Origin of the sequence: Bacillus silvicola, from assembly GCF_050524305.1 — a bacterium.
Lineage (GTDB): Bacteria > Bacillota > Bacilli > Bacillales > Bacillaceae_G > Bacillus_A > Bacillus_A cereus_AT.
This window is the reverse complement of record NZ_JBNGVC010000013.1, coordinates 473,537-494,177: the sequence shown is the minus strand read 5'-3', so window position 1 is coordinate 494,177 and position 20,641 is coordinate 473,537. Positions and strand designations below refer to the sequence as shown.

Genomic DNA, 20,641 nt, shown 5'->3' with positions numbered 1-20,641 from the left:
GCATCTGCATAATTTCTTCAGAATTGCTTGTTATTGTAAAGTTGAAATTCCATTTTAGGTAATAAGATTGGTTCGAAAACAATTACGGGGGCGATATAGTGAAAAAGATGACCCGAATTTTTGGGATAACAATAATTGCAGCAGTCGGTCTTGCGGCATGCGGACAAACGAATACAGATCATAAAAATCATGAATCTACAGAAGAGAAGAAAACAGAGAAAAAGGAAATGAAAATGAATCAGAAAGTAACTGCGCCGAAAGAAATGAATCAAGGTGCATCGAATGATTTATTAACGACAAGTTTAAAAAATGTAACGAGATTAAATACAAATGATCCTTTGCAAATGGCAGTATTAACTTCGCAAACAATATGGCCGGCAACTCATAAAGAGAATCAGCCAGGTGCTGTTATTTTAGTGCCAGTGAACGAGTGGCAATTAGGTATTGCAAGTGCGGATCTTATTCATCATCCGAATAACGGACCGATTTTATTTATAGAAAAAGAAAAAGTACCTGAAATGACGTTAAAAGAAATAAAACGATTAAATCCGCTCGGAACGAAAGATGGAACACAAATTATGGTTATGGGGGATGTAGGCGTTAGCACGCTTGAACAATTAAAAGATTATAAAGTAAAACAAATAAAAGAAACAGATCCAGCTACATTTGCAAAAGATGTTGATAAAGAATACGCCGATATAACAGGAAGCTATCCAAATAGCGTTATCGTCGGTTCGTCTGAAGAGGAAGGGCGTTTATATACAACACCAGCTGTAAACTGGATTTCTCATATGCCAGAACCACTACTCTATACAGAAAAGAATAAAGTGCCAGAATCGACGATAGAGGCATTAAAGATGAGAAAAGATAAAGCAAATATGTATTTACTAGGACCAGAAAAAATCGTTTCCAAAGAAGTAGAAAAAGAGTTAAGCAAATACGGGAAAGTAACGCGTATTAGTGGGGAGACTCCAGTAGAAAATTCTATTGCATTTGCGAAATTTAAAGATGAAAAAACGAAATTTGGGTGGGGGTTCACAAAAACAGGTCACGGTTTATCATTTGTTTCAAGTAAAACACCAGACTTAGCAATTGCGGGAGCGCCGTTTTCACATATGGGTAAACATGCCCCTGTTGTTTTGCTTGAGGAAGGAAAAGCTTCACAACCAGTTTATGACTTCCTTGCTAGTATTCAACCGAAGTTTAAAGATGACCCAACACTTGGACCGTATAACCACGGCTTCTTATTAGGAAGTACTAGTGATATTTCATTTGAAACACAAGGTATATTGGATGAGAGATTAGAGATTGTGCAAGAAAGTGGTCAAGGTCACGGTGGACATTAATAAAGTGAAACTTTAATCAGTGGGGGGGGTTCCTCCCCCATTGATTAAAAGCCCTCACCAATCGGGCTTTTACGGGCAGTTGATCTCCACCTAACATCTTTGCTTTCGCTGAATTTTGAGGTGGGGTCTTACTGCCAGTTAATGCGGGGTAAAATGAGCAAAGGCGCTGCTAAGGTAGCGTCTTTTTTTAGGAAACTTTTACATAGCAAAAAATCCTCTACTCGTTATATAATAGCCTTCGTGCAGTCGGCCCTGATTTTCTTACGGAGAAAATCAAATGATAAAAGAGTAGAGGAGTGGTATTTTGTTTCAAACGATAAAAAATGATTGGTTCTCCAATGTGAGAGGGGACGTACTATCAGGAATTGTTGTTGCTTTAGCGTTAATCCCTGAAGCGATAGCCTTCTCTGTTATTGCAGGTGTAGATCCGACGGTTGGATTGTACGCTGCCTTTTGTATTGCGGTTACAATTTCGTTTGTTGGTGGAAGACCTGGGATGATCTCGGCGGCAACTGGTGCGATGGCTTTATTAATGGTCACTCTTGTGAAGGATCACGGTTTACAATATTTATTTGCTACGACAATATTAACAGGTATTGTCCAAATTATTTTTGGGGTGTTCAAACTGAGCTCATTTATGAAGTTTGTTCCTAAATCCGTTATGAGTGGTTTTTTAAATTCGCTTGGAATTTTAGTTTTTACAGCACAATTGCCGCATTTTAAAAATGCAACTTGGCAAATGTATGCACTTGTCGCATTAGGACTTGCAATTATATATTTATTTCCACGTATTACGACGGCGGTACCGTCTACACTTATTTCAATTATCATTGTGACAAGTATTGTACTTATGAGCGGATTACAGTTGAAAACAGTAGGGGATATGGGAAGCTTACCGAAAGAATTACCGTTCTTTAGTATTCCTGATGTGCCGTTTACACTTGAGACATTACGTATTATTTTACCGTACTCAGTTATGCTTGCAATTATCGGTTTACTAGAGTCGTTATTAACAGCTTCGGTTTTAGACGATATGACACATACGGAAAGTAATAAACATAAGGAAGCACGTGGACAAGGTATTGCAAACATTGTCGCTGGTTTCTTCGGAGGAATGGCAGGATGTGCAATGATTGGACAATCTGTTATTAACATTAAATCGGGTGGTCGCGGGAGATTATCGACGTTTGTAGCCGGTGGTTTTTTAATCGTATTGCTATTTGTTTTAGGTGATTACGTTGTTCATATTCCAATGGCTGCTTTAGTTGCTGTTATGATTATGGTTTCGATTGGGACTTTTGATTGGAACTCTGTAAAAACGCTTCATAAAGTACCAAAAGGAAACGCATTTGTTATGATCGTAACAGTTGTAATTGTCTTAATCACACATAATTTAGGATTAGGTGTAATTATTGGAACAGTAATTAGCGCGGTTTTATTTGCGTTCAATATGGCAAAGATTCACGTGAAACATTTGTATATTGAAAATAAGAAAATATATGAAATTCACGGCCAACTATTCTTCGCATCTACGGCAGATTTTATAAATGCTTTTTCATATAATGAAGATGCAAAAGAAATTGAGCTGAACTTTACTCATGCACATGTATGGGATGATTCAGCAGTAGCAGCAATTGATAAAGTTATAATGAAGTATGAACAAAGCGGTGTGAAAGTAAGGATCACAGGGTTAAATGAACGAAGCTCGAAGATTGTTTCAAATTTAGCTACCTATAATAAGAGAATTGCTAGTTAGAAGCCTCCTTTTTAGGGGGCTTTATTATATAATACGGATAGGATAACGAAAAGGGGATTCAGCATATGTACAAACAAATTATATTAGCATGTGACGGTTCTGAACATGCACTTCGAGCAGCGGAGCATGCAACATATATTGCGAAATTTAACGAAGAAACACATGTTGAAGTTGTGTACGTAGTAGATAATAGAACGGCAAAATCAGATATTATACAAGGACAAACGGATTTAGAAACAATATCAGCTAGTCGAAAAGATAAATTAAAAGAGATTGAGGGTTTATTAAAGAAAGAGAACATTTCCTACAAAATTACAATTCTACATGGTGATCCAGGAGATACGATTGTTCAATATGTAAATACAGGAGATATAGACCTTGTTATTGCTGGAAGTAGAGGGTTAAATACACTGCAAGAAATGGTGCTTGGTAGCGTAAGTCATAAAATAGCAAAACGAGTGAAATGCCCGGTGATGATTATAAAGTGAAACTTTAATCAGTGGGGGGTTTGTTCATCCCCCACTGATTATCAGCCTTCACCAATCGGGATTTTACGGGCAGCCCGACCCCCATCTAACTTCTTTGCTTTCACTGAATTTTGAGGTGGGGGTCTTACTGCCCACAAATAGCGGGATAAAATAAGTTGAGTGAGATATTATGTAGTGTAAGCAGGACCTTGATATATTTCGAGGTCTTTTTTGATGTATAAAGGTGGAGAGTGTGGACATACTAGATATATAAGTTTAAAGGGAATTTGTTAACTTACAAATTTGTAAGTTAGTTGTCAGCGAAATCGATGTTATGAAAAAATTCCCATTGATAAAATAAGAATATCAAAGAGGATATGGGGAGGATGGAAGATATGAAATCACTTCAAAATTTGTCTTATAGCCAAGGGGTAAGTTTAATTTGTTTAGGGGGATTTGCTGGATCTGTTACGTTAGCTGTTTTAATAAAGATGTTTCAGCAAATGTTTTAATCGTATTGTATAAGAAGAAGGGAAATGGTCATTATAAACTACAAAATGTATACTTTAGAGATAAATAAAAAATAGCTCCTAGCGAAAGAAAGTATAGGCTAGGAGCTATTTTTATTTTATTTCTCTGTTTCTGCTTTATCGCTTGTTACTGCAACGTCTTTCCATGTTAATTTTGCACCAGGAGCAACATCGTAATTTTTCACACGATTATTTACGCCTGTTAATTCAAATTGATAATGAAGTGGAATCATAGGTGCTTCATCATGGATTAATTTTTGCCATTTATCATATACTTCTTTACGATATTTCTCGTCACCAGCTTTTTCTGATAAACCTTCAGTTAATAATTTAGTATTTTCATCGTTTACCCAGCGAGCGTAGTTGAAGCTTGCATCTTTTGACCAAAGGCCAGATAAGTCAGGGTCAGAACCAGTATTCCAAGCACCGCCGAAGATATCAACCTTTGGATCATCTTTCTTAATCATATCGTAGAATGAGTTGAATTCGTGTAGACGACCATCAACAAGTTCTACTTTTAAGCCGATGTCTTTCCAAGATTGAATAAAGAATTTTGCAAGTGGTTCACTTGTATCGCTACCACTACTAGCTAAGTAATTAATTTTGAATTCTCCGCCTTTTGGATCTTCACGGAATCCATCACCATTTTTATCCTTATAGCCAGCTTCATCTAATAATTTCTTCGCTTTTTCTACATCGAAGTCATATGCACCAGATTTGTTATTATGGAACTTCGGCATAGATGGTGGAATTGGTGAGTTAGCTGGGAAGCGAAGGCCATGATAAACCTTCTGCCCAAGTTCTTCACGATTCACTGCATATGCCATCGCTTGACGTAAACGAACATCTTTAAATTTATCTTTATCCATTACAGCTTCGTTTTTCTCTTTGTCCATATGTCCGAACTTAAATCCGATGTAACTATAGTAAAGACCCGTTCTACCAATTAGCTGTGTATTTTTTAATTTACTTACATTTGGATATTGATCTGCAGTAACTTTTGCGATATCAATATCACCTTTTTTCAGTGAAGCATTTACGATTGCTGGGTTTACTACTTTTAAAGTTACATTTTTCAAATTAGGTTTACCGCCCCAGTAGTCATCGAAGCGTTCAAATTCAACTGATTCACCAGGAACAATTTTCTTCACTTTAAATGGTCCGAATCCAATTGGATTTTTACGAACTTTATCTGATTCAGCTAATTTTTCAATTGGTACATCGCCTAAATATTTTTTAGAAGTAGGATATGTCCAAATACCAGTTTTTAAAGATGGATTAACAGTTTTATAAGTAATAGAGATCGTTTTTGGATCAACAACTTTAATACCTGAAATTTTATCAGCTTTTCCAGCGTGATATTCTTCCATTCCCTCGATCATTTGCATTTGTGTATCATAACGAACTCCAGCATATTTACTGTTACCAATAATTAAGTAAGAAAATTCTAAATCTTCAGCTGTTACAGGATTACCATCGTGCCAGTTTACATTATCTTTAATTTTTATTGTAATTGTTTTCTTATCTTCAGAAATTGTATAAGTTGCAGGTCCTTCGTTGTTAATTTCCCAGTTTTTATCTGTATATAATAAGCCTTCATCAAAGAAATCGATAACTTCAGCATCAGGAGCACCGTCATATACAACTCTACTTAACACACCTGCGAATGGTGTATTTGAAACAAGAGCATATGTTAACGATCCGTCTTGAATTTCTTTTTTATCATTTTTTACAAGAGCATTAAATTTTTTCGTATCTGTTTGGTTAGTACTAGTACTAGTTTTTTTACTTCCGCTATCAGCACCCCCACATGCAGATAGTAATAATGTTGAAGCAGCAAGTGTACTTAATACTTTGTACAATTTTGGTTTGTTCATAACTTCTCCACCCCTTATCCTTTTCTTTGTCTTGCATCAGCCGAACGTTTTAACGCTTGACCAATAAAATTTATACACAGCATCAACACTAAAATCATGATTGATGCAGGTAACCAAATCCACCATTTCTCTTGTAAAACATCTGGGTTTGTTGCATAACTTACAAGTGTACCAAGGCTAGGTGTACTTTCTGGTAAACCAAATCCTAAGTAAGTTAAACCAGATTCAATACCGATGTTCCCTGCAAGGTTTAATGTAACACTTACGATAATAATAGAACTTAAGTTAGGTAATACTTGGAAAAGGATGATCTTCCAGTTAGGTGTACCTAGAGTTTTAGATGCAGCAACATAATCGAGTTCTTTTTCAGTTAATACTTTTGAGCGAATTAATCTTGCTTTTCCTGTCCATAAGAAAGCAGTCATAATTAGAATAAACGTTGTGATATTAAAAGTAGGTACAAGTGTGATAAATACGATAATAAGCATTAACGTTGGTAGTACTATTACGAAATCAATGAATCGCATAATAACATTATCAACTTTTCCTCCGAAATAGCCTGCAATTAATCCGATAGAAAGACCAATTAAGCAAGAAAGGATTGTTATTGCTAGTCCGATAGTAAATGAGTTTCGTGTACCGATGATAAGTTGTCCAAAAATGTCACGGCCTCCATAATCAGTGCCTAACCAATGTTCAGCAGAGGGAGGTGCGTAGATAGAAAACAAATCTACACGTACAATATCTTCTTGTTTCATAATAAAAGATGTTACATAGACTGCTAATAGTAATATTGCTAGAAAGACTAGTGAAAACATTGCTAATTTATCTTTACGAAATTCGCGCCACATAATGGAGAAACCAGAGGGGCTTTTCTCGTAATGAATGACTTCGGTTTGTTTTTCAGGATTTGCTAACATGATTTTTTCCTCCTCCCCATTAATCGATTCGAATACGTGGATCAACGATGCTTAAAATGATATCGGAAAGAAGTGTTCCGAGTAACGTTGCGAATCCAGTAAATAAAACAATGGCAGTTACTACACTAAAGTCACGTTGTCCCATAGATTGGATAAATAATTGTCCAATTCCTGGATAACTAAAGATATTTTCTAAGAAGAGTGCCCCAGTAACTAAACCTGTAATTTCATAACCTAAAAAGGCCGCAATTGGTAAAAAAGAATTTCGTAAAATATGTCGTGAATAAACTTTAGATTCAGGAACACCTTTTGCTCGAACAGTTCGTACAAAGTCTTTATGTTTCGTATCAATAATTTCACTACGTAAATATTGTACAGTACCGACAGTGGCAATTAATGCCCCTGATAGAGCCGGTAATAAAATGTGATTAAATTTACTTACATAATAAGCAAATGTACCAGTATCAATTTGTGGATCTACGCTACCCCCGGTCGGGAAAATTGGAAACTGGAATCCGAAAAGGAAGAGCATAATTAATCCGAAAATAAAGAGCGGTGTAGCAAATCCTAAATAGTTATAGAGTGTAATGAGTCGATCGCCCCAAGTATCGTTCCAACGGCCACTTATTACTCCAAGTGGAATGGCAATAATATAAGTAAGAATAAGAATAACAATTGCTAATGAAATTGTATTTCCGAGACGTTCACCAATCAAATCTGTTACTTGCATTTTATGAGCATAGGAAACACCGAAGTCACCTTGTACAGCGTTTTTAACCCACCGTACATATTGCGTTGTTACAGGATCATTTAATCCTAGCTTTTCACGTTGTTCTTCAAGGATTTTTGGATCTGCTTTCGGATTTGCCATCTCTGCTCCAGTTAATGCATCACCTGGCATTGCTTTAGCTAGTAGAAATACGAGCACGCTTAATATGAATAATTGCGGAATCATGATTAAGATTCGGCGTAATATAAACTTCCACATGATTTATCACTCCCTTATGGTAATGCCACCCGATGCGTTGGCGAGATTGGTTTTAAATCGTAAGCACGACCATTTTCGTTGAAATAGTTTTCGTATGATTTTTCGTATTCAGCGCTTACTTCACGACGTAATTTACGTTGTTGTTCGCGGTTTTCAGGACGAATATCAGGAATAGCTGATATTAAGCGCTTCGTATAAATATGTTGTGGATTATTATAAATCTCTGCACTAGTTGCTTCTTCCACAATGCGCCCGCGGTACATAACACCGATGCGGTCACACATATGACGAATTACACCCAAATCGTGACTAATAAATAAATATGTTAATCCTAGTTCAGCTTGTAAATCTTGCAAGAAGTTTAAAACCTGCGCTTGTACAGAAACGTCAAGTGCAGATACTGGCTCATCGGCGATAATAAGCTTTGGTTTTAATGTAAGAGCACGTGCAATACCAATTCGCTGTCTTTGTCCACCGGAAAACTCATGTGGATATTTATAAATAGACTCTGGATTTAATCCAACTATACTAAGATACTCTTGAACGGTTCTACGTTCTTCCTCAGGCGAAAGCTTCTCAAAATTCCGAAGAGGCTCGGCAATAATATCGAGAACGCGTTTCTTCGGATTTAGCGATGAATATGGATCTTGGAAAATCATTTGAATATCTTTTCGTTGTTCACGTAACTCAGAGCGACTTAATTTTGTTAAATCTTTATTATTAAAATGAATGTTACCGCCCGTCGCTTTTGTTAAATGCATAATTGCTTTACCGGTTGTTGATTTACCACTACCTGATTCACCAACGATTCCGTACGTTTCACCAGGTTGTAATTCAAAACTTACACCATCGACAGCACGCACGTAATCTAATGTGCGCCCGAAGAAACCACCTTTAATTGGAAAGTGTACTTTTAAATCTTCTACTTTAAGCAGTGCCATGAGTTACGTCATCTCCTTTCTTATGCTGGAAGTTGAAATGTTTATAACAAGTACAACGTACCCAATGGTCTGGTTTTACTTCATGTAAAACTGGGTTTTCTTCATGCTGGTCTGGTCTAACCCATGGAATTCGAGCTTGGAAGCGGCAACCTGTGCGAGGTAGCTTTGCTAACGAAGGAACCACCCCTTGAATTACATGCAATTTTTCTTTTTCAGCATACGCAGATGGAATTGAGTTTAATAGAGAACGAGTATATGGGTGAAGAGGGTTATTAAAAATCTCTTCTACTGTTCCTGTTTCTACAACTTGTCCTGCATACATAACGACAATACGATCAGCCGTTTCGGCAACAACACTTAAATCATGTGTAATTAAAATGATACCCATCTTTGTTTGTTCTTGAATGGATTTTAGTAAGTCTAGTATTTGAGCTTGAATTGTTACATCTAGAGCGGTTGTCGGTTCATCAGCAATAATGAGTCCTGGGTTACAAGCAATTGCGATTGCGATAACAATTCTTTGTCTCATTCCGCCAGATAATTCATGTGGGTATTGTTTATATGTAAGTTCTGGTTTTGGAATACCAACTTGATGGAGTAGTTCTAAGGTGCGTTCTTTCTTTTCTGTTTTCGAAAGGCTTGTGTGGTAGTCTAAATTTTCTTCGATTTGTTTTCCAACTGTCATAAGAGGATCGAGTGCTGTAAGAGGTTCCTGGAAAATCATACCGATGTTTGATCCGCGTACTTTATTCATTTCTGCGGTCGACATAGTTAGTAAATCCTTATCTCTATAGTAAAGTTGCCCTTGTAATTTTGTATTTGCTTCATTATGCAGTCGCATAATGGAAAGGGCAAGTGCACTTTTTCCGCAACCTGATTCACCAACTATCGCGACAATTTCATTTTCATGGACAGTTAACGAAACGTTATCAACTGCTGCATGGTATTGATCTTGTATGCGAAAGGACGTCTGTAAATTTTCAATGCGAAGAAGTGGATTCTTCATGGCTATCCCTCCATCTTTCTGAAAAAACTAAATATTTTGTATGTTGTTGTTATTTTAATATAAATTGACAATGTTTGACAAGCATAAGTTGAAAAAATATTCAAAAATCTTTTTATATAAAAATTGAATGCAGTTGTACTAGTAGTTGAAGAGTTTTGAAAACGCTAACATATATGTAAGAGGAAAATAAATCTTTTGTAAGAAAAAAGATTTATATGTAGAAAAAAGAGAGGCATTCTGGGAAGAACGGTCTCTCTTTTTTTTTGTAAGTATAATATTAGTAATTAAGCTTGTTTTGATTTTGCCGACCCTGTATTTAAAGTAAGGGCAAGGAAGAACATTGCAAGTACACAGGATGCAAGTAATAAGATGAATCCGCCATCCCATCCGAATGCATCTACGATAAAGCCCATAGCAGCACTAGCAAAAGTAGCTCCGCCTAGGTAACCGAAGAACCCAGTTAAACCAGCGGCAGTTCCAGCAGCTTTCTTTGGTGCTAAATCAAGAGCGTGTAGACCAATTAACATAACAGGTCCGTAAATTAAAAATCCAATGGAAACAAGTGCGATACTATCAATGATTGGGTGACCAGCAGGATTTAGCCAGTAAACGAGAACGGCAATGAATACACCGACCATAAATAAAATACCTGCAGGTGCGCGGCGCCCTTTAAATAGTTTATCACTCATCCATCCGCAAAGAAGTGTACCTGGAATACCAGCCCATTCATATAGAGCGTAAGCGGTACGTGAGCTACTATGAGTAAAGCTTTTTTCTTCTACTAAATAAGTAGGAGCCCAGTCTACAACGCCGTAACGTACGAAGTATACAAAAACGTTCGCGATAGCGATGTACCATAAAAATTTATTGTTTAGTACGTATGTAAATAAAATTTCCTTTACCGAAAGTTCGCGTTCGCGATCTTGTACTTTTTCATCTGATGGATACTCTCCAGTGTGTTCTTCAATAGAAGGTAATCCGCAAGATTGAGGTGTATCTCTCATTGTAATTAATACATAAATACCAACTAAAATTGAAAGAATACCGGGGAAGTAAAAAATGCTCTTCCAGTCATTTGCGAAGAAGTATAAGCCTAATGTTACAAGGGAAGGCATAAGCGCTCCGCCGACATTATGAGCGACGTTCCAAATAGACATTTTTGTACCACGTTCACTAATAGAGAACCAGTGAACCATCGTACGGCCACATGGAGGCCACCCCATACCTTGCACCCATCCATTTAAAAACTGAAGTACAAACATAAGTATGATGCTCGTTGTAATGAAAGAAAATGAACCGAAAATAATATTAATGATACCTGATAAAAATAGCCCAGCTGCTAAAAAGTAGCGAGGATTACAACGGTCAGATACGATCCCCATCAGGAATTTACTTAATCCATAAGCGATAGATACTGCTGAAAGGATAACCCCAAGTTCTCCTTTACTAAAGCCTTGTTCGATTAAGTATGGCATTGCTAGTGAAAAGTTTTTTCGAACAAAGTAGTAACCTGCATAACCGATGAAGATACCTAAGAATACTTGTAAACGTAATTTACGGTATTCGCTATCAACGCGATCAGCTGGTAAGCGTTCCGCGTGGGGCGCAGGTTTAAATAATTGTGTGAAAAACATAAAATGAAAATCCTCCCCTAATTAATTCGAAGCGTTTTAAGACAGAGAATACAAAAAGGCCATGAAATATAAAAAAGTTCCCCTTTTTTATGATTCATAGCCGTATACTCCGATTCTCCGTGACTGTCAATATTAACTTCGACGAAAATTATACAACTTTGTGACAAAAATGTAAACGTTTTTATAAATAAAGTTGTTGACGTAATTTGTTTGTGGGATTAATATTTAAATACGTTAAATATTTTATTGTTTAAATAAGAGGTGGATAACATGCCAAATGATATGACTCATATTGATAAGATTCAAGCTCTTACATTTGCTATAGGAAAGAAAATGCAAACGGAGCTACTGGAACAAATGCAAGCATCAGGACTTACACCACCACAGTTTTATATTTTGAAGATTTTAGATCATCACGGAGCCTCAAGAGCAACAAAATTAGCGGAGAAAATGTACGTGAAACCGAGCGCGATTACAGTAATGATTGATCGTTTAATTGATCATGGGCTAGTAGAGCGTTATCACGACGATAATGATCGCCGTGTTGTTGTCATTGAGCTAACGAAAAAGGGGAAAGATACAGTAGAAGAGGCGATGGCAGCTCGTAATGAGCATATCGGCAAATACTTTTCACAATTAGAATTACAAGAGCGAGAAGATTTGTTACGTCTCTTTGAAAAGTTAGAAACAATTATTTGCGGGACACAAGAGAAAAAAGAGAATAAATAAGAGGAATTGAGGAGATTACATGGAGCAACAAGAAAATCAGAATAGAAAGTTGTTGTTAGTCGGTTTGGTAATCGCGATGCTATTTGCTGCGTTAGACGGAACAATCGTTGGTACAGCAATGCCGCGTATCGTAGGTGAACTTGGCGGATTAAGCTTAATGACATGGTTAACAACTGCTTACATGTTAACATCAACGACAGTCGTACCAATTGCAGGTAAATTAGCGGATTTACTTGGGCGTCGTAATGTATATATAACAGGATTAGTTATTTTTATGATTGGTTCAGCGTTATGTGGTATGGCAAATGGTATGACAGAATTAATTATTTTCCGTGGTATTCAAGGTCTTGGTGGCGGTATTATGATGCCAATGGCTATGATTATTATCGGAGATATGTTCACAGGAAAAGAACGTGCGAAATGGCAAGGTATTTTTGGAGCTCTATACGGTCTTGCTTCTGTAATTGGACCACAAGTTGGTGGTTGGATTGTAGATGCAGTGAACTGGAGATGGGTATTCTACATTAACTTACCAGTTGGTATTTTAGCGACGATCTTTATTGCAATGGGATTAAAATCACATAAACAAACAGGTCCAATTAAAATTGACATCGCTGGAATCTTTACGATGATTCTCGGTGTTGTAAGTTTATTACTTGCGTTAACGTTTGGCGGGAAAGATTACGCATGGGATTCTTGGCAAATTATCGGGTTATTCGCATTAGCTTTAATTGGTATTGTTAGCTTTATTATTGTTGAAACGAAAGCTGAAGAACCAATTTTACCAATGCATTTCTTTAAAAATCGCACCTTTACAATACTGAATGCGATTGGATTCTTTATGAGTATCGGAATGTTTGGAGCTATTATGTTCGTACCGTTCTTCATGCAAGGAATTGTAGGAGTAAGTGCTGCTGAATCAGGAACGATCATGACACCAATGATGATTACAATGATTGTTATGAGTATTATCGGCGGTCAACTTGTATTAAAAGTCGGTGTGAAACCACAAATTATCACAGGTATGCTTGTTATGGCTGGTGGATTCTGGTTATTAACAACGATGGATATGCACACAACTAAGCTTACTGCTACTTCTTATATGATGGTTATCGGTTTAGGAATGGGTCTTGTTATGCCAACATTAACATTGGCGTTACAAGAAAGCTTCCCGAAAAAAGATCTTGGTGTAGTAACATCATCAAGTCAGTTCTTCCGTCAAATCGGTGGAACATTCGGTATTACAATTTTAGGATCAATTATGAATAACACTTCAGGTACAACATTAACAAATAAATTAGTACCTGTATTAGATACGTTCCCGAAAGAAGCGGGACAAATGGTAACAAAATTTAAAGATATGATTCATACAGACCCACAAGGTTTATATTCGATGCTCTTTAATCCAGAAGCATTAAAGCAAATGCCAGAAGCATTCTCTAATAGCATCGTACCAATTTTGAAAAGTTCTTTAGTAGACTCACTTCATACTGTATTCTTAACAGGATTAGTATTTATCATAGTAGGTGCAATCTTTACGATTTTCTTACAGAAGATTAAGCTGTCTGATCGTAAAAAAAGTGCTGAAGAGCCTGCTGTAGAAGAGAACGAACGAACTGCATCATCTTCGTAATGAAAAAGCATCGCCTTATGGCGGTGCTTTTTTTGAGTATAACCTTAAAAGCTTTTTTATGAGAAATGATTGACGTATTTTTAGAAATACGTTATATTATTTTCTGTAAACGGTTACATGAAATGGAGAGAAAAGAGAATGAGTACGATTAAAGACGTTGCGAAATTAGCGGGAGTATCTGTTGCGACCGTTTCCAGAGTGTTAAATAAAAATGGATATGTTCATGAGGATACATTAAAGAAAGTAGAGCGAGCAATTGAAATGCTAGATTATAAGCCTAGTACAGTAGCGCGTTCTTTATACAATAAAAAATCTCGTTTAATTGGCTTAGTTGTTCCAAATATCGTGAATCCATTCTTTCCGGAAGTTGCACGTGCCGTAGAAGATGTAGCACATAAGCAAGGTTACACAGTTGTCCTTTGTAACTCTGATGAAAGTTTAGAAAAAGAGAAACAATACATTGACGTACTTAGACAAAATAATGTGGATGGGTTTATTGTGGCAACGAATCCACAAAATAGTGTTAATTACATGAATTTGTCTATTCCAGTTGTTGCGATTGACCGTATGTTTAATGAGCGCATTCCTACTGTATATGCAGATAACTATGCAGGGAGTCAGGCGGCGACAAAGTTATTAATAGATAAAGGATGTAAACATATTGCACATATTCGCGGACCACGTGATGTAAGCACAGCCAACGAACGTTTTGAAGGCTTTGTAGACGTTATTACGCAAAATAATCTTTCTTATATGATTGCAGAGAGTACATTCGATCCAGCTAATAGTGAACAGGTAGCGGTAGAATTATTGGAAGAGTATCCGCATATTGACGGAATTGTTGCTGGGAATGATTTAATTGCAATTGGTATTGTAAAGGCTGCACTTCAAAAGGGGATTTCTATCCCAGATGATTTACAAATTATCGGATTCGATGGAATTTCTTTAACAGAAATGATGTATCCATCTATTACGACTGTTGCACAGCCAATATATGAAATGGGGAAAATTGCAACAGAGCTGTTGTTAGAGCAGATGGAAGGAAATGCATTAGAAGAGAAACACTATCGTTTACCGATTGAAATTATAGAAAGAAATACAACGAAGTAAGGAGATGAGACAGATGCCGAATATTGCAGTAGTAGGTAGTATTTCAATGGACTTAGTGGCTGTTTCAAAAATACGGCCGAAAGCAGGAGAAACAGTAATTGGTGAAGCGTTTCATACGATCCCAGGAGGGAAAGGAGCTAACCAAGCAGTTGCAGCAGCTAGATTAGGAGCAAATGTAGCGATGGTTGGTGCAGTAGGAAATGATGATTATGGAACAGTAGTTAGAAAAAATTTGGAGAACGAACGCGTTTTTATCGACTATGTGGTACCGGTTACAGATAGAACGACAGGAATTGCTCATATCATTTTAGCAGAAGAGGACAACAGTATTGTTGTCGTACAAGGAGCAAATGCTCTTGTAAATGAGTCGATTGTAGATCGTTCAAAAGACCTTCTTGTAAAAGCTGATATGGTTGTTCTTCAACTAGAGATTCCGCTTGAAACAGTAAAATACGTTCTGTCTATTTGTGAGGAGCATAAAATTCCGGTTATGTTGAATCCTGCTCCAGCACAAATCTTATCAGAAGATATTTTAGAAAAGGCGACTTATATTACGCCAAATGAGCATGAGTGTCGCATTGTATTAGATGATTTCACATCACCAATTGAAGATCTACTGGCTAAATACCCAAACAAACTACTGATAACAGAAGGTTCTAGCGGTGTTCGTTTCCATAATGGTACGGAGATTGTACATGTTCCTAGTATTGCTGTTGATGTAGTAGATACGACTGGAGCTGGTGACACATTTAATGGTGCGTTAGCAGTTGCACTTTCTGAAGGAGAAACACTTCAAAAAGCAATTCGTTTTGCCAATATTGCTGGTGGCCTTTCTGTAACAAAACTTGGGGCACAAGGCGGTATGCCAACGAGAGATAGGGTGCGTGAAGTGCAGGTGATTGTCGGATGAAAAAGCACGGTGTATTAAATAGCGAAATCGCGGCAGTCCTTGCTTCACTTGGACATACAGATACAATTGTAATTGCTGATTGCGGATTACCTATTCCTGATGGAGTAAAACGAATTGATTTAGCAGTTGAGATTGGGAAACCTAGTTTTTTAGACGTATTACAAGTAGTTGCCGATGATATGGCGATTGAAAAAGTGACGTTAGCAGAAGAAGTTATTATGAGTAATGCAGAGGTAAATAAAGAGGTTGAGATGCGTTTAATAGAGCCGGCATTTGAATATGTGTCTCATAAGGAGTTTAAAGAGCATACAAAGAGAGCGAAGGCGATTATTCGTACAGGAGAAGCAACGCCTTATGCGAATGTTATTTTACATGCAGGCGTGATTTTTTAATAAAGGGATGTGATGAGAATGCATATTGAAATGAAAAACATTTCAAAAGCGTTCAGTGGTAATCCTGTTCTAAAAAACGCACAGTTTATGATTGAAACAGGAGAAGTCCATGCATTGATGGGGGAAAACGGAGCGGGGAAATCGACGCTCATGAAGATTTTAACAGGTGTATATAAAAAAGACAGTGGAACAGTCACGATTGATGGACAAGAAAGAACTTTTAAAAATGCGAAAGAAGCTGAAGAGTATGGTATTGCATTTATCCATCAAGAGTTGAACATATTACCGAATTTAACGGTAGCTGAAAATATGTTTCTTGGAAAAGAGTTAATGTATGGGAAAACGGGCATTTTACGTACGCGCCAAATGAATGCGATTGCCAAGCAACAATTAGCGGATCTTGGTCTACATGTGAGAGGCGCTATGCTAGCAGGTGAATTATCAGTTGGACAACAGCAAATTATTGAAATTGCGAAAGCATTAATGACAAATGCGAGCGTTATTATTATGGATGAACCTACAGCAGCATTAACAGATCGCGAGATTGAAACGCTGTTTACTGTTATTAATAAATTACGTAAAGAGGGCGTTTCGTTCGTTTATATTTCACACCGGATGGAAGAAATTTTTTCAATATGTGATGCTATTACGATTTTGCGTGATGGAGAATATGTAGGGAAAAGATTAATTCCAGAAACGTCATTTGATGAAGTAGTGAGTATGATGGTGGGCCGCAGTATTGGTGAACGTTATCCAGAGCGTAATAGTCAAATTGGTGAAGTGATTTTTGAAATGCGTAACGGAACGAAAAAAGGAAAATTTGAAAATGTTTCGTTTCAAGTTAGAAAAGGTGAAATCCTTGGTGTTGCTGGTTTGATGGGAGCCGGTCGTACGGATATCATGAAAGCAATATTTGGATATGAACCGCTCGATTCAGGACAAATTTTTATGAATGGACAAGAAGTGAAAATTGATAGTCCAATTGATGTAATTAGACAACGAATTGCTTTTATTACAGAGGATAGAAAATCAGAAGGGCTTGTGTTAGATTTTTCTATCCGTGAAAATTTAGCATTACCAAACTTAGAAAGTCTTTCAAAGGGGAGCGTTGTTAATAAAGGTTTAGAACAGCAATTTACAGAGGATATGATGAAGCTCCTTAATGTGAAAGCAGCAAACGGAGAGCAATCTGTAAAATCTCTTTCTGGTGGAAATCAGCAAAAGATTGTAATTGCAAAATGGCTAGGTATTCATCCGCAGTTACTCATTTTAGATGAGCCAACAAGAGGTGTAGATGTTGGAGCTAAAAAAGAAATTTACTCTATTATGAATAAGCTTACCGAGCAAGGTGATGCCGTTATTATGGTATCGTCTGAGCTTCCAGAAGTTTTAGGAATGAGTGATCGTGTTCTTGTCATTCATGAAGGGAAAATCGGTGGTATTTTAGAGAAAGATCAGGCATCGCAAGAGTCTATTATGGCACTAGCTACAGGGGGAGAGTAAGATATGGCTAAGAAGGGGAATGTATTACAACAACTTGGTTCTTTAATTGGATTAGTATTAATTATCGTGGTAATTACAGCTTTAAATCCAGCATTTATTGAAATTCCAAATTTATTTAATATACTGCGCCAAGTATCGATTAATGCACTCATTGCATTTGGAATGACCTTCGTTATTTTAACAGGGGGTATTGACTTATCGGTAGGTTCTATTTTAGCATTATCAAGTGCACTTGTTGCTGGAATGATGGCAAGTGGCATGGATCCGTTCCTTGCAATGGCAGTTGGATTATTAGCAGGTCTTGTAATGGGTATTGTAAACGGTATCATTATTGCGAAGGGAAAAGTAGCTCCGTTTATTGCGACTTTAGCAACAATGACTATTTTTCGCGGGTTGACGCTTGTTTATATGGACGGACGTCCGATCACTGGTCTTGGTGATCATTTAATGTTCCAAATGTTTGGCCGTGGTTATTTCCTTGGTATTCCTGTGCCAGCCGTTACAATGATGATCGCTTTTGCAGTACTGTACTTTATTTTAAAGAAAACAACGTTTGGTCGCCGTACGTTTGCTATTGGTGGAAATGAAGAAGCGGCAGCTTTATCAGGTATTAATGTTACGAGAATTAAAGTAATGATTTACGGTCTTTCCGGAATTTTGGCAGCGCTTGCAGGTATTGTCTTAACATCAAGGTTAGATTCTGCACAGCCGACTGCTGGTACTTCTTACGAATTAGATGCAATTGCTGCAGTTGTGTTAGGAGGAACGAGCCTTTCTGGCGGAAGAGGATGGATTGTTGGTACATTCATCGGTGTGCTTATTATTGGTGTACTAAATAACGGTTTAAATTTATTAGGTGTATCTTCTTTCTTCCAACAAGTTGTAAAAGGACTTGTAATTTTACTAGCTGTACTAATTGATCGTCGAAAAGAAGCGTAATGGAGGGGCAATTCATGAAAAAATGGTTACTGATACTCGTTGCATGCATCATGGTAGTTACTGCTGGTTGTTCAATGGAACCACCAGAATGGGCAAAGGATTCTAGCGATAAAGGTCGAAATAAAACTATTAAAGTTGGATTTTCTGTTTCAACTTTAAATAACCCATTTTTCGTCACGTTGAAAAAAGGTGCAGAAAAGAAAGCAAAAGATAGCGGCATTGAATTAATTGCTGTTGATGCACAAAATGATGCAGCGAAGCAAACAAACGATGTTGAAGATTTAATTCAAAAAGGTGTCGATGTAGTTGTTATTAATCCAACCGATTCAGATGCTGTTGCTTCAGCGGTAAGTGCAGCTAATGCAGCCAATGTTCCTGTTATTACAGTAGACCGAGTTGCGAATTCAGGTAAAGTTGTTTCTCATATTGCTTCCAACAATGTAGAAGGTGGTCAAATGGCTAGTGATTACATTCGGGAATTAGTTGGTGAAGGAACAAATGTTGCTGAGTTAGAAGGAATCCCTGGATCGTCTGCTGCTCGTGAGCGTGGGAAAGGATTCCATAACGTAGCTGATAAGTCTTTAAAAGTAGTAGCAAAACAAGCAGCTGATTTCGATCGTGCAAAAGGATTATCCGTTATGGAAAATATTTTGCAAGCAAATAGCGATATAAAAGCAGTGTTTGCTCATAACGATGAAATGGCATTAGGCGCACTCGAGGCATTGAAATCTGCTGGTAAAACAGATGTGGTTGTTGTTGGATTTGATGCAACAGACGATGCTGTAAAAGCGGTTAAAGATGGGCGCATGGCAGCAACAGTCGCTCAAAAACCGGAATTAATCGGAGAGAAGGCGATGGAAGCAGCGAAAGAGATAACACAAGGTAAAAAGGTGGACAAATTTATTCCGATTGAATTAGAGCTTATTAAGAAAAAATAAATAAATATAAAATGAAACTTAGGAAGGAAGAATAACAAATGAAATTTTTTATTGATACAGCAAACATTAACGAAATTAAAGAGGCAAATGCATTAGGTGTAGTAGCTGGAGTAACGACAAATCCATCACTTGTAGCAAAAGAAGGCGTAGATTTCCATGAGCGTATTCGTGAAATTTGCAGCTTTATTGAAGGACCTGTAAGCGCAGAAGTAATTAGCTTAGAAGCTGATAAAATGATTGAAGAAGGAAAAGAGTTAGCAAAAATCGCTCCAAACGTTGTTGTAAAAGTTCCAATGACAACAGAAGGTTTAAAAGCAGTAAAAGCATTCTCAGATTTAGGAATTCGTACGAACGTTACATTAGTATTCTCAGCAGTTCAAGCATTACTTGCAGCTCGCGCTGGTGCGACATACGTTTCACCGTTCTTAGGTCGCCTAGATGATATCGGTCATAACGGTATGGACTTAATTCGCCAAATCGCAGAAATCTTTGCAATTCACGGCATTGAAACAGAAATCATTGCAGCATCTGTACGTCACAGTGTTCACGTAACAGACGCAGCATTAAACGGTGCACATATTGCAACAATCCCAGCAAACGTAATTGCTTCATTAGTGAAGCACCCATTAACAGATCAAGGAATTGAGAAATTCTTAGCTGATTGGGAGAAAACACAAGAGAAATAATAGAAAATCAAGAATCCTAGTTTAATTGACTAGGGTTCTTTTTTTTATTTGAAGGAATTTTCATGCAATTTTGCATATTGTCTTTTAAATTTTTAATATAAGCTATTTAATATATACAAATCACTCTTTATTTTTTATATTTCGATATAAAGTAAAACTTTAATCAGTGGTGGGGTGGGTTCATCCCCCACCGGATTATTAGCCCTCGCCAATAGGGCTTTTACGGGCAGTTATCTCCCATCTAACTTCCTCGGGTTCGCCGAATTTTGAGGTGGGAGTCTTACTGCCCAGCAAATAGTGGGATAAAAGGATAGAGAGTCTGACCAGAAAACTGGA

19 protein-coding genes are annotated in these 20,641 nt (G+C 37.2%); 13 read left to right on the top strand and 6 right to left on the bottom strand.

Features of this window, described 5'->3' with window-relative positions:
* Positions 1-98 precede the first annotated feature (98 nt).
* The 4 genes from ACP6L7_RS24735 (at position 99) to ACP6L7_RS24720 (ending at position 4,081) form a co-directional block, all read left to right on the top strand.
* The gene (locus ACP6L7_RS24735; protein ID WP_097832866.1) at positions 99-1,346 is read left to right on the top strand and encodes a cell wall-binding repeat-containing protein; all 1,248 of its coding nucleotides are present in this window, start codon (positions 99-101) and stop codon (positions 1,344-1,346) included.
* Between the two features lie 304 nt (positions 1,347-1,650).
* Positions 1,651-3,102, top strand: coding sequence for a SulP family inorganic anion transporter (locus ACP6L7_RS24730; RefSeq protein ID WP_097832868.1), 1,452 nt, complete (start codon positions 1,651-1,653; stop codon positions 3,100-3,102).
* Between the two features lie 65 nt (positions 3,103-3,167).
* Positions 3,168-3,590 (top strand): universal stress protein, encoded by a 423-nt coding sequence (locus tag ACP6L7_RS24725; RefSeq protein WP_000278004.1) that lies wholly within the window; start codon positions 3,168-3,170, stop codon positions 3,588-3,590.
* A gap of 374 nt (positions 3,591-3,964) precedes the next feature.
* Positions 3,965-4,081 carry a DUF4027 family protein gene (locus ACP6L7_RS24720; RefSeq protein WP_097832917.1) on the top strand — a complete coding sequence of 39 codons (117 nt, stop codon included), beginning with the start codon at positions 3,965-3,967 and terminating at the stop codon, positions 4,079-4,081.
* A gap of 116 nt (positions 4,082-4,197) precedes the next feature.
* On the opposite strand, the gene opp4A is transcribed toward ACP6L7_RS24720, so the two are convergent.
* The 6 genes from opp4A to glpT all read right to left on the bottom strand — a co-directional run bounded on the left by opp4A (position 4,198) and on the right by glpT (position 11,465).
* A complete protein-coding gene (opp4A, locus tag ACP6L7_RS24715; protein WP_097832869.1) occupies positions 4,198-5,976 on the bottom strand; it encodes an oligopeptide ABC transporter substrate-binding protein in 1,779 nt (592 codons plus the stop codon).
* Between the two features lie 14 nt (positions 5,977-5,990).
* Positions 5,991-6,896 (bottom strand): ABC transporter permease, encoded by a 906-nt coding sequence (locus ACP6L7_RS24710; protein ID WP_053565240.1) that lies wholly within the window; start codon positions 6,894-6,896, stop codon positions 5,991-5,993.
* Positions 6,897-6,915: 19 nt separating this feature from the next.
* Complete coding sequence (opp4B, locus tag ACP6L7_RS24705) at positions 6,916-7,884, bottom strand: oligopeptide ABC transporter permease (RefSeq protein WP_097832870.1); 969 nt, start codon at positions 7,882-7,884, stop codon at positions 6,916-6,918.
* Between the two features lie 14 nt (positions 7,885-7,898).
* Positions 7,899-8,825, bottom strand: coding sequence for an ABC transporter ATP-binding protein (locus ACP6L7_RS24700; RefSeq protein WP_097832871.1), 927 nt, complete (start codon positions 8,823-8,825; stop codon positions 7,899-7,901).
* Positions 8,812-9,831 carry an ABC transporter ATP-binding protein gene (locus ACP6L7_RS24695; protein WP_097832872.1) on the bottom strand — a complete coding sequence of 340 codons (1,020 nt, stop codon included), beginning with the start codon at positions 9,829-9,831 and terminating at the stop codon, positions 8,812-8,814. Before ACP6L7_RS24695 ends, ACP6L7_RS24700 begins: the two co-directional genes overlap by 14 nt.
* A gap of 284 nt (positions 9,832-10,115) precedes the next feature.
* Complete coding sequence (gene glpT / locus ACP6L7_RS24690) at positions 10,116-11,465, bottom strand: glycerol-3-phosphate transporter (protein ID WP_097832873.1); 1,350 nt, start codon at positions 11,463-11,465, stop codon at positions 10,116-10,118.
* A gap of 270 nt (positions 11,466-11,735) precedes the next feature.
* On the opposite strand from glpT, the gene ACP6L7_RS24685 reads away from it, so the two are divergent.
* The 9 genes from ACP6L7_RS24685 to fsa all read left to right on the top strand — a co-directional run bounded on the left by ACP6L7_RS24685 (position 11,736) and on the right by fsa (position 20,305).
* Positions 11,736-12,194 carry a MarR family winged helix-turn-helix transcriptional regulator gene (locus ACP6L7_RS24685; protein ID WP_097832874.1) on the top strand — a complete coding sequence of 153 codons (459 nt, stop codon included), beginning with the start codon at positions 11,736-11,738 and terminating at the stop codon, positions 12,192-12,194.
* A 19-nt stretch (positions 12,195-12,213) separates the two neighbouring features.
* Positions 12,214-13,827, top strand: a complete 1,614-nt coding sequence (locus tag ACP6L7_RS24680; RefSeq protein WP_071772203.1) for an MDR family MFS transporter — start codon at positions 12,214-12,216, stop codon at positions 13,825-13,827.
* A gap of 117 nt (positions 13,828-13,944) precedes the next feature.
* On the top strand, positions 13,945-14,937 hold the full coding sequence (gene rbsR / locus ACP6L7_RS24675) for a ribose operon transcriptional repressor RbsR (protein WP_071772204.1): 993 nt from the start codon (positions 13,945-13,947) through the stop codon (positions 14,935-14,937).
* Between the two features lie 13 nt (positions 14,938-14,950).
* Complete coding sequence (gene rbsK, locus ACP6L7_RS24670) at positions 14,951-15,847, top strand: ribokinase (protein ID WP_097832875.1); 897 nt, start codon at positions 14,951-14,953, stop codon at positions 15,845-15,847.
* Positions 15,844-16,239 (top strand): D-ribose pyranase, encoded by a 396-nt coding sequence (rbsD, locus tag ACP6L7_RS24665; protein WP_071772206.1) that lies wholly within the window; start codon positions 15,844-15,846, stop codon positions 16,237-16,239. Before rbsK ends, rbsD begins: the two co-directional genes overlap by 4 nt.
* A gap of 18 nt (positions 16,240-16,257) precedes the next feature.
* Entirely contained in the window at positions 16,258-17,742 is a 1,485-nt protein-coding gene (gene rbsA / locus ACP6L7_RS24660) for a ribose ABC transporter ATP-binding protein RbsA (protein ID WP_430529459.1), read from the top strand.
* 3 nt (positions 17,743-17,745) lie between these two features.
* Entirely contained in the window at positions 17,746-18,681 is a 936-nt protein-coding gene (locus tag ACP6L7_RS24655) for an ABC transporter permease subunit (protein ID WP_001074641.1), read from the top strand.
* Positions 18,682-18,695: 14 nt separating this feature from the next.
* The gene (rbsB, locus tag ACP6L7_RS24650; protein WP_097832878.1) at positions 18,696-19,619 is read left to right on the top strand and encodes a ribose ABC transporter substrate-binding protein RbsB; all 924 of its coding nucleotides are present in this window, start codon (positions 18,696-18,698) and stop codon (positions 19,617-19,619) included.
* Positions 19,620-19,657: 38 nt separating this feature from the next.
* Positions 19,658-20,305 (top strand): fructose-6-phosphate aldolase, encoded by a 648-nt coding sequence (fsa, locus tag ACP6L7_RS24645; protein ID WP_000667666.1) that lies wholly within the window; start codon positions 19,658-19,660, stop codon positions 20,303-20,305.
* Positions 20,306-20,641 lie beyond the last annotated feature (336 nt).

Coding starts and splice junctions, on each gene's coding strand:
- ACP6L7_RS24725 (WP_000278004.1), top strand. CDS start 3,168: ATGTACAAACAAATTATATTAGCATGTGACGGTTCTGAACATGCACTT.
- ACP6L7_RS24720 (WP_097832917.1), top strand. CDS start 3,965: ATGAAATCACTTCAAAATTTGTCTTATAGCCAAGGGGTAAGTTTAATT.
- opp4A (WP_097832869.1), bottom strand. CDS start 5,976: ATGAACAAACCAAAATTGTACAAAGTATTAAGTACACTTGCTGCTTCA.
- ACP6L7_RS24710 (WP_053565240.1), bottom strand. CDS start 6,896: ATGTTAGCAAATCCTGAAAAACAAACCGAAGTCATTCATTACGAGAAA.
- opp4B (WP_097832870.1), bottom strand. CDS start 7,884: ATGTGGAAGTTTATATTACGCCGAATCTTAATCATGATTCCGCAATTA.
- ACP6L7_RS24700 (WP_097832871.1), bottom strand. CDS start 8,825: ATGGCACTGCTTAAAGTAGAAGATTTAAAAGTACACTTTCCAATTAAA.
- ACP6L7_RS24695 (WP_097832872.1), bottom strand. CDS start 9,831: ATGAAGAATCCACTTCTTCGCATTGAAAATTTACAGACGTCCTTTCGC.
- glpT (WP_097832873.1), bottom strand. CDS start 11,465: ATGTTTTTCACACAATTATTTAAACCTGCGCCCCACGCGGAACGCTTA.
- ACP6L7_RS24685 (WP_097832874.1), top strand. CDS start 11,736: ATGCCAAATGATATGACTCATATTGATAAGATTCAAGCTCTTACATTT.
- ACP6L7_RS24680 (WP_071772203.1), top strand. CDS start 12,214: ATGGAGCAACAAGAAAATCAGAATAGAAAGTTGTTGTTAGTCGGTTTG.
- rbsR (WP_071772204.1), top strand. CDS start 13,945: ATGAAATGGAGAGAAAAGAGAATGAGTACGATTAAAGACGTTGCGAAA.
- rbsK (WP_097832875.1), top strand. CDS start 14,951: ATGCCGAATATTGCAGTAGTAGGTAGTATTTCAATGGACTTAGTGGCT.
- rbsD (WP_071772206.1), top strand. CDS start 15,844: ATGAAAAAGCACGGTGTATTAAATAGCGAAATCGCGGCAGTCCTTGCT.
- rbsA (WP_430529459.1), top strand. CDS start 16,258: ATGCATATTGAAATGAAAAACATTTCAAAAGCGTTCAGTGGTAATCCT.
- ACP6L7_RS24655 (WP_001074641.1), top strand. CDS start 17,746: ATGGCTAAGAAGGGGAATGTATTACAACAACTTGGTTCTTTAATTGGA.
- rbsB (WP_097832878.1), top strand. CDS start 18,696: ATGAAAAAATGGTTACTGATACTCGTTGCATGCATCATGGTAGTTACT.
- fsa (WP_000667666.1), top strand. CDS start 19,658: ATGAAATTTTTTATTGATACAGCAAACATTAACGAAATTAAAGAGGCA.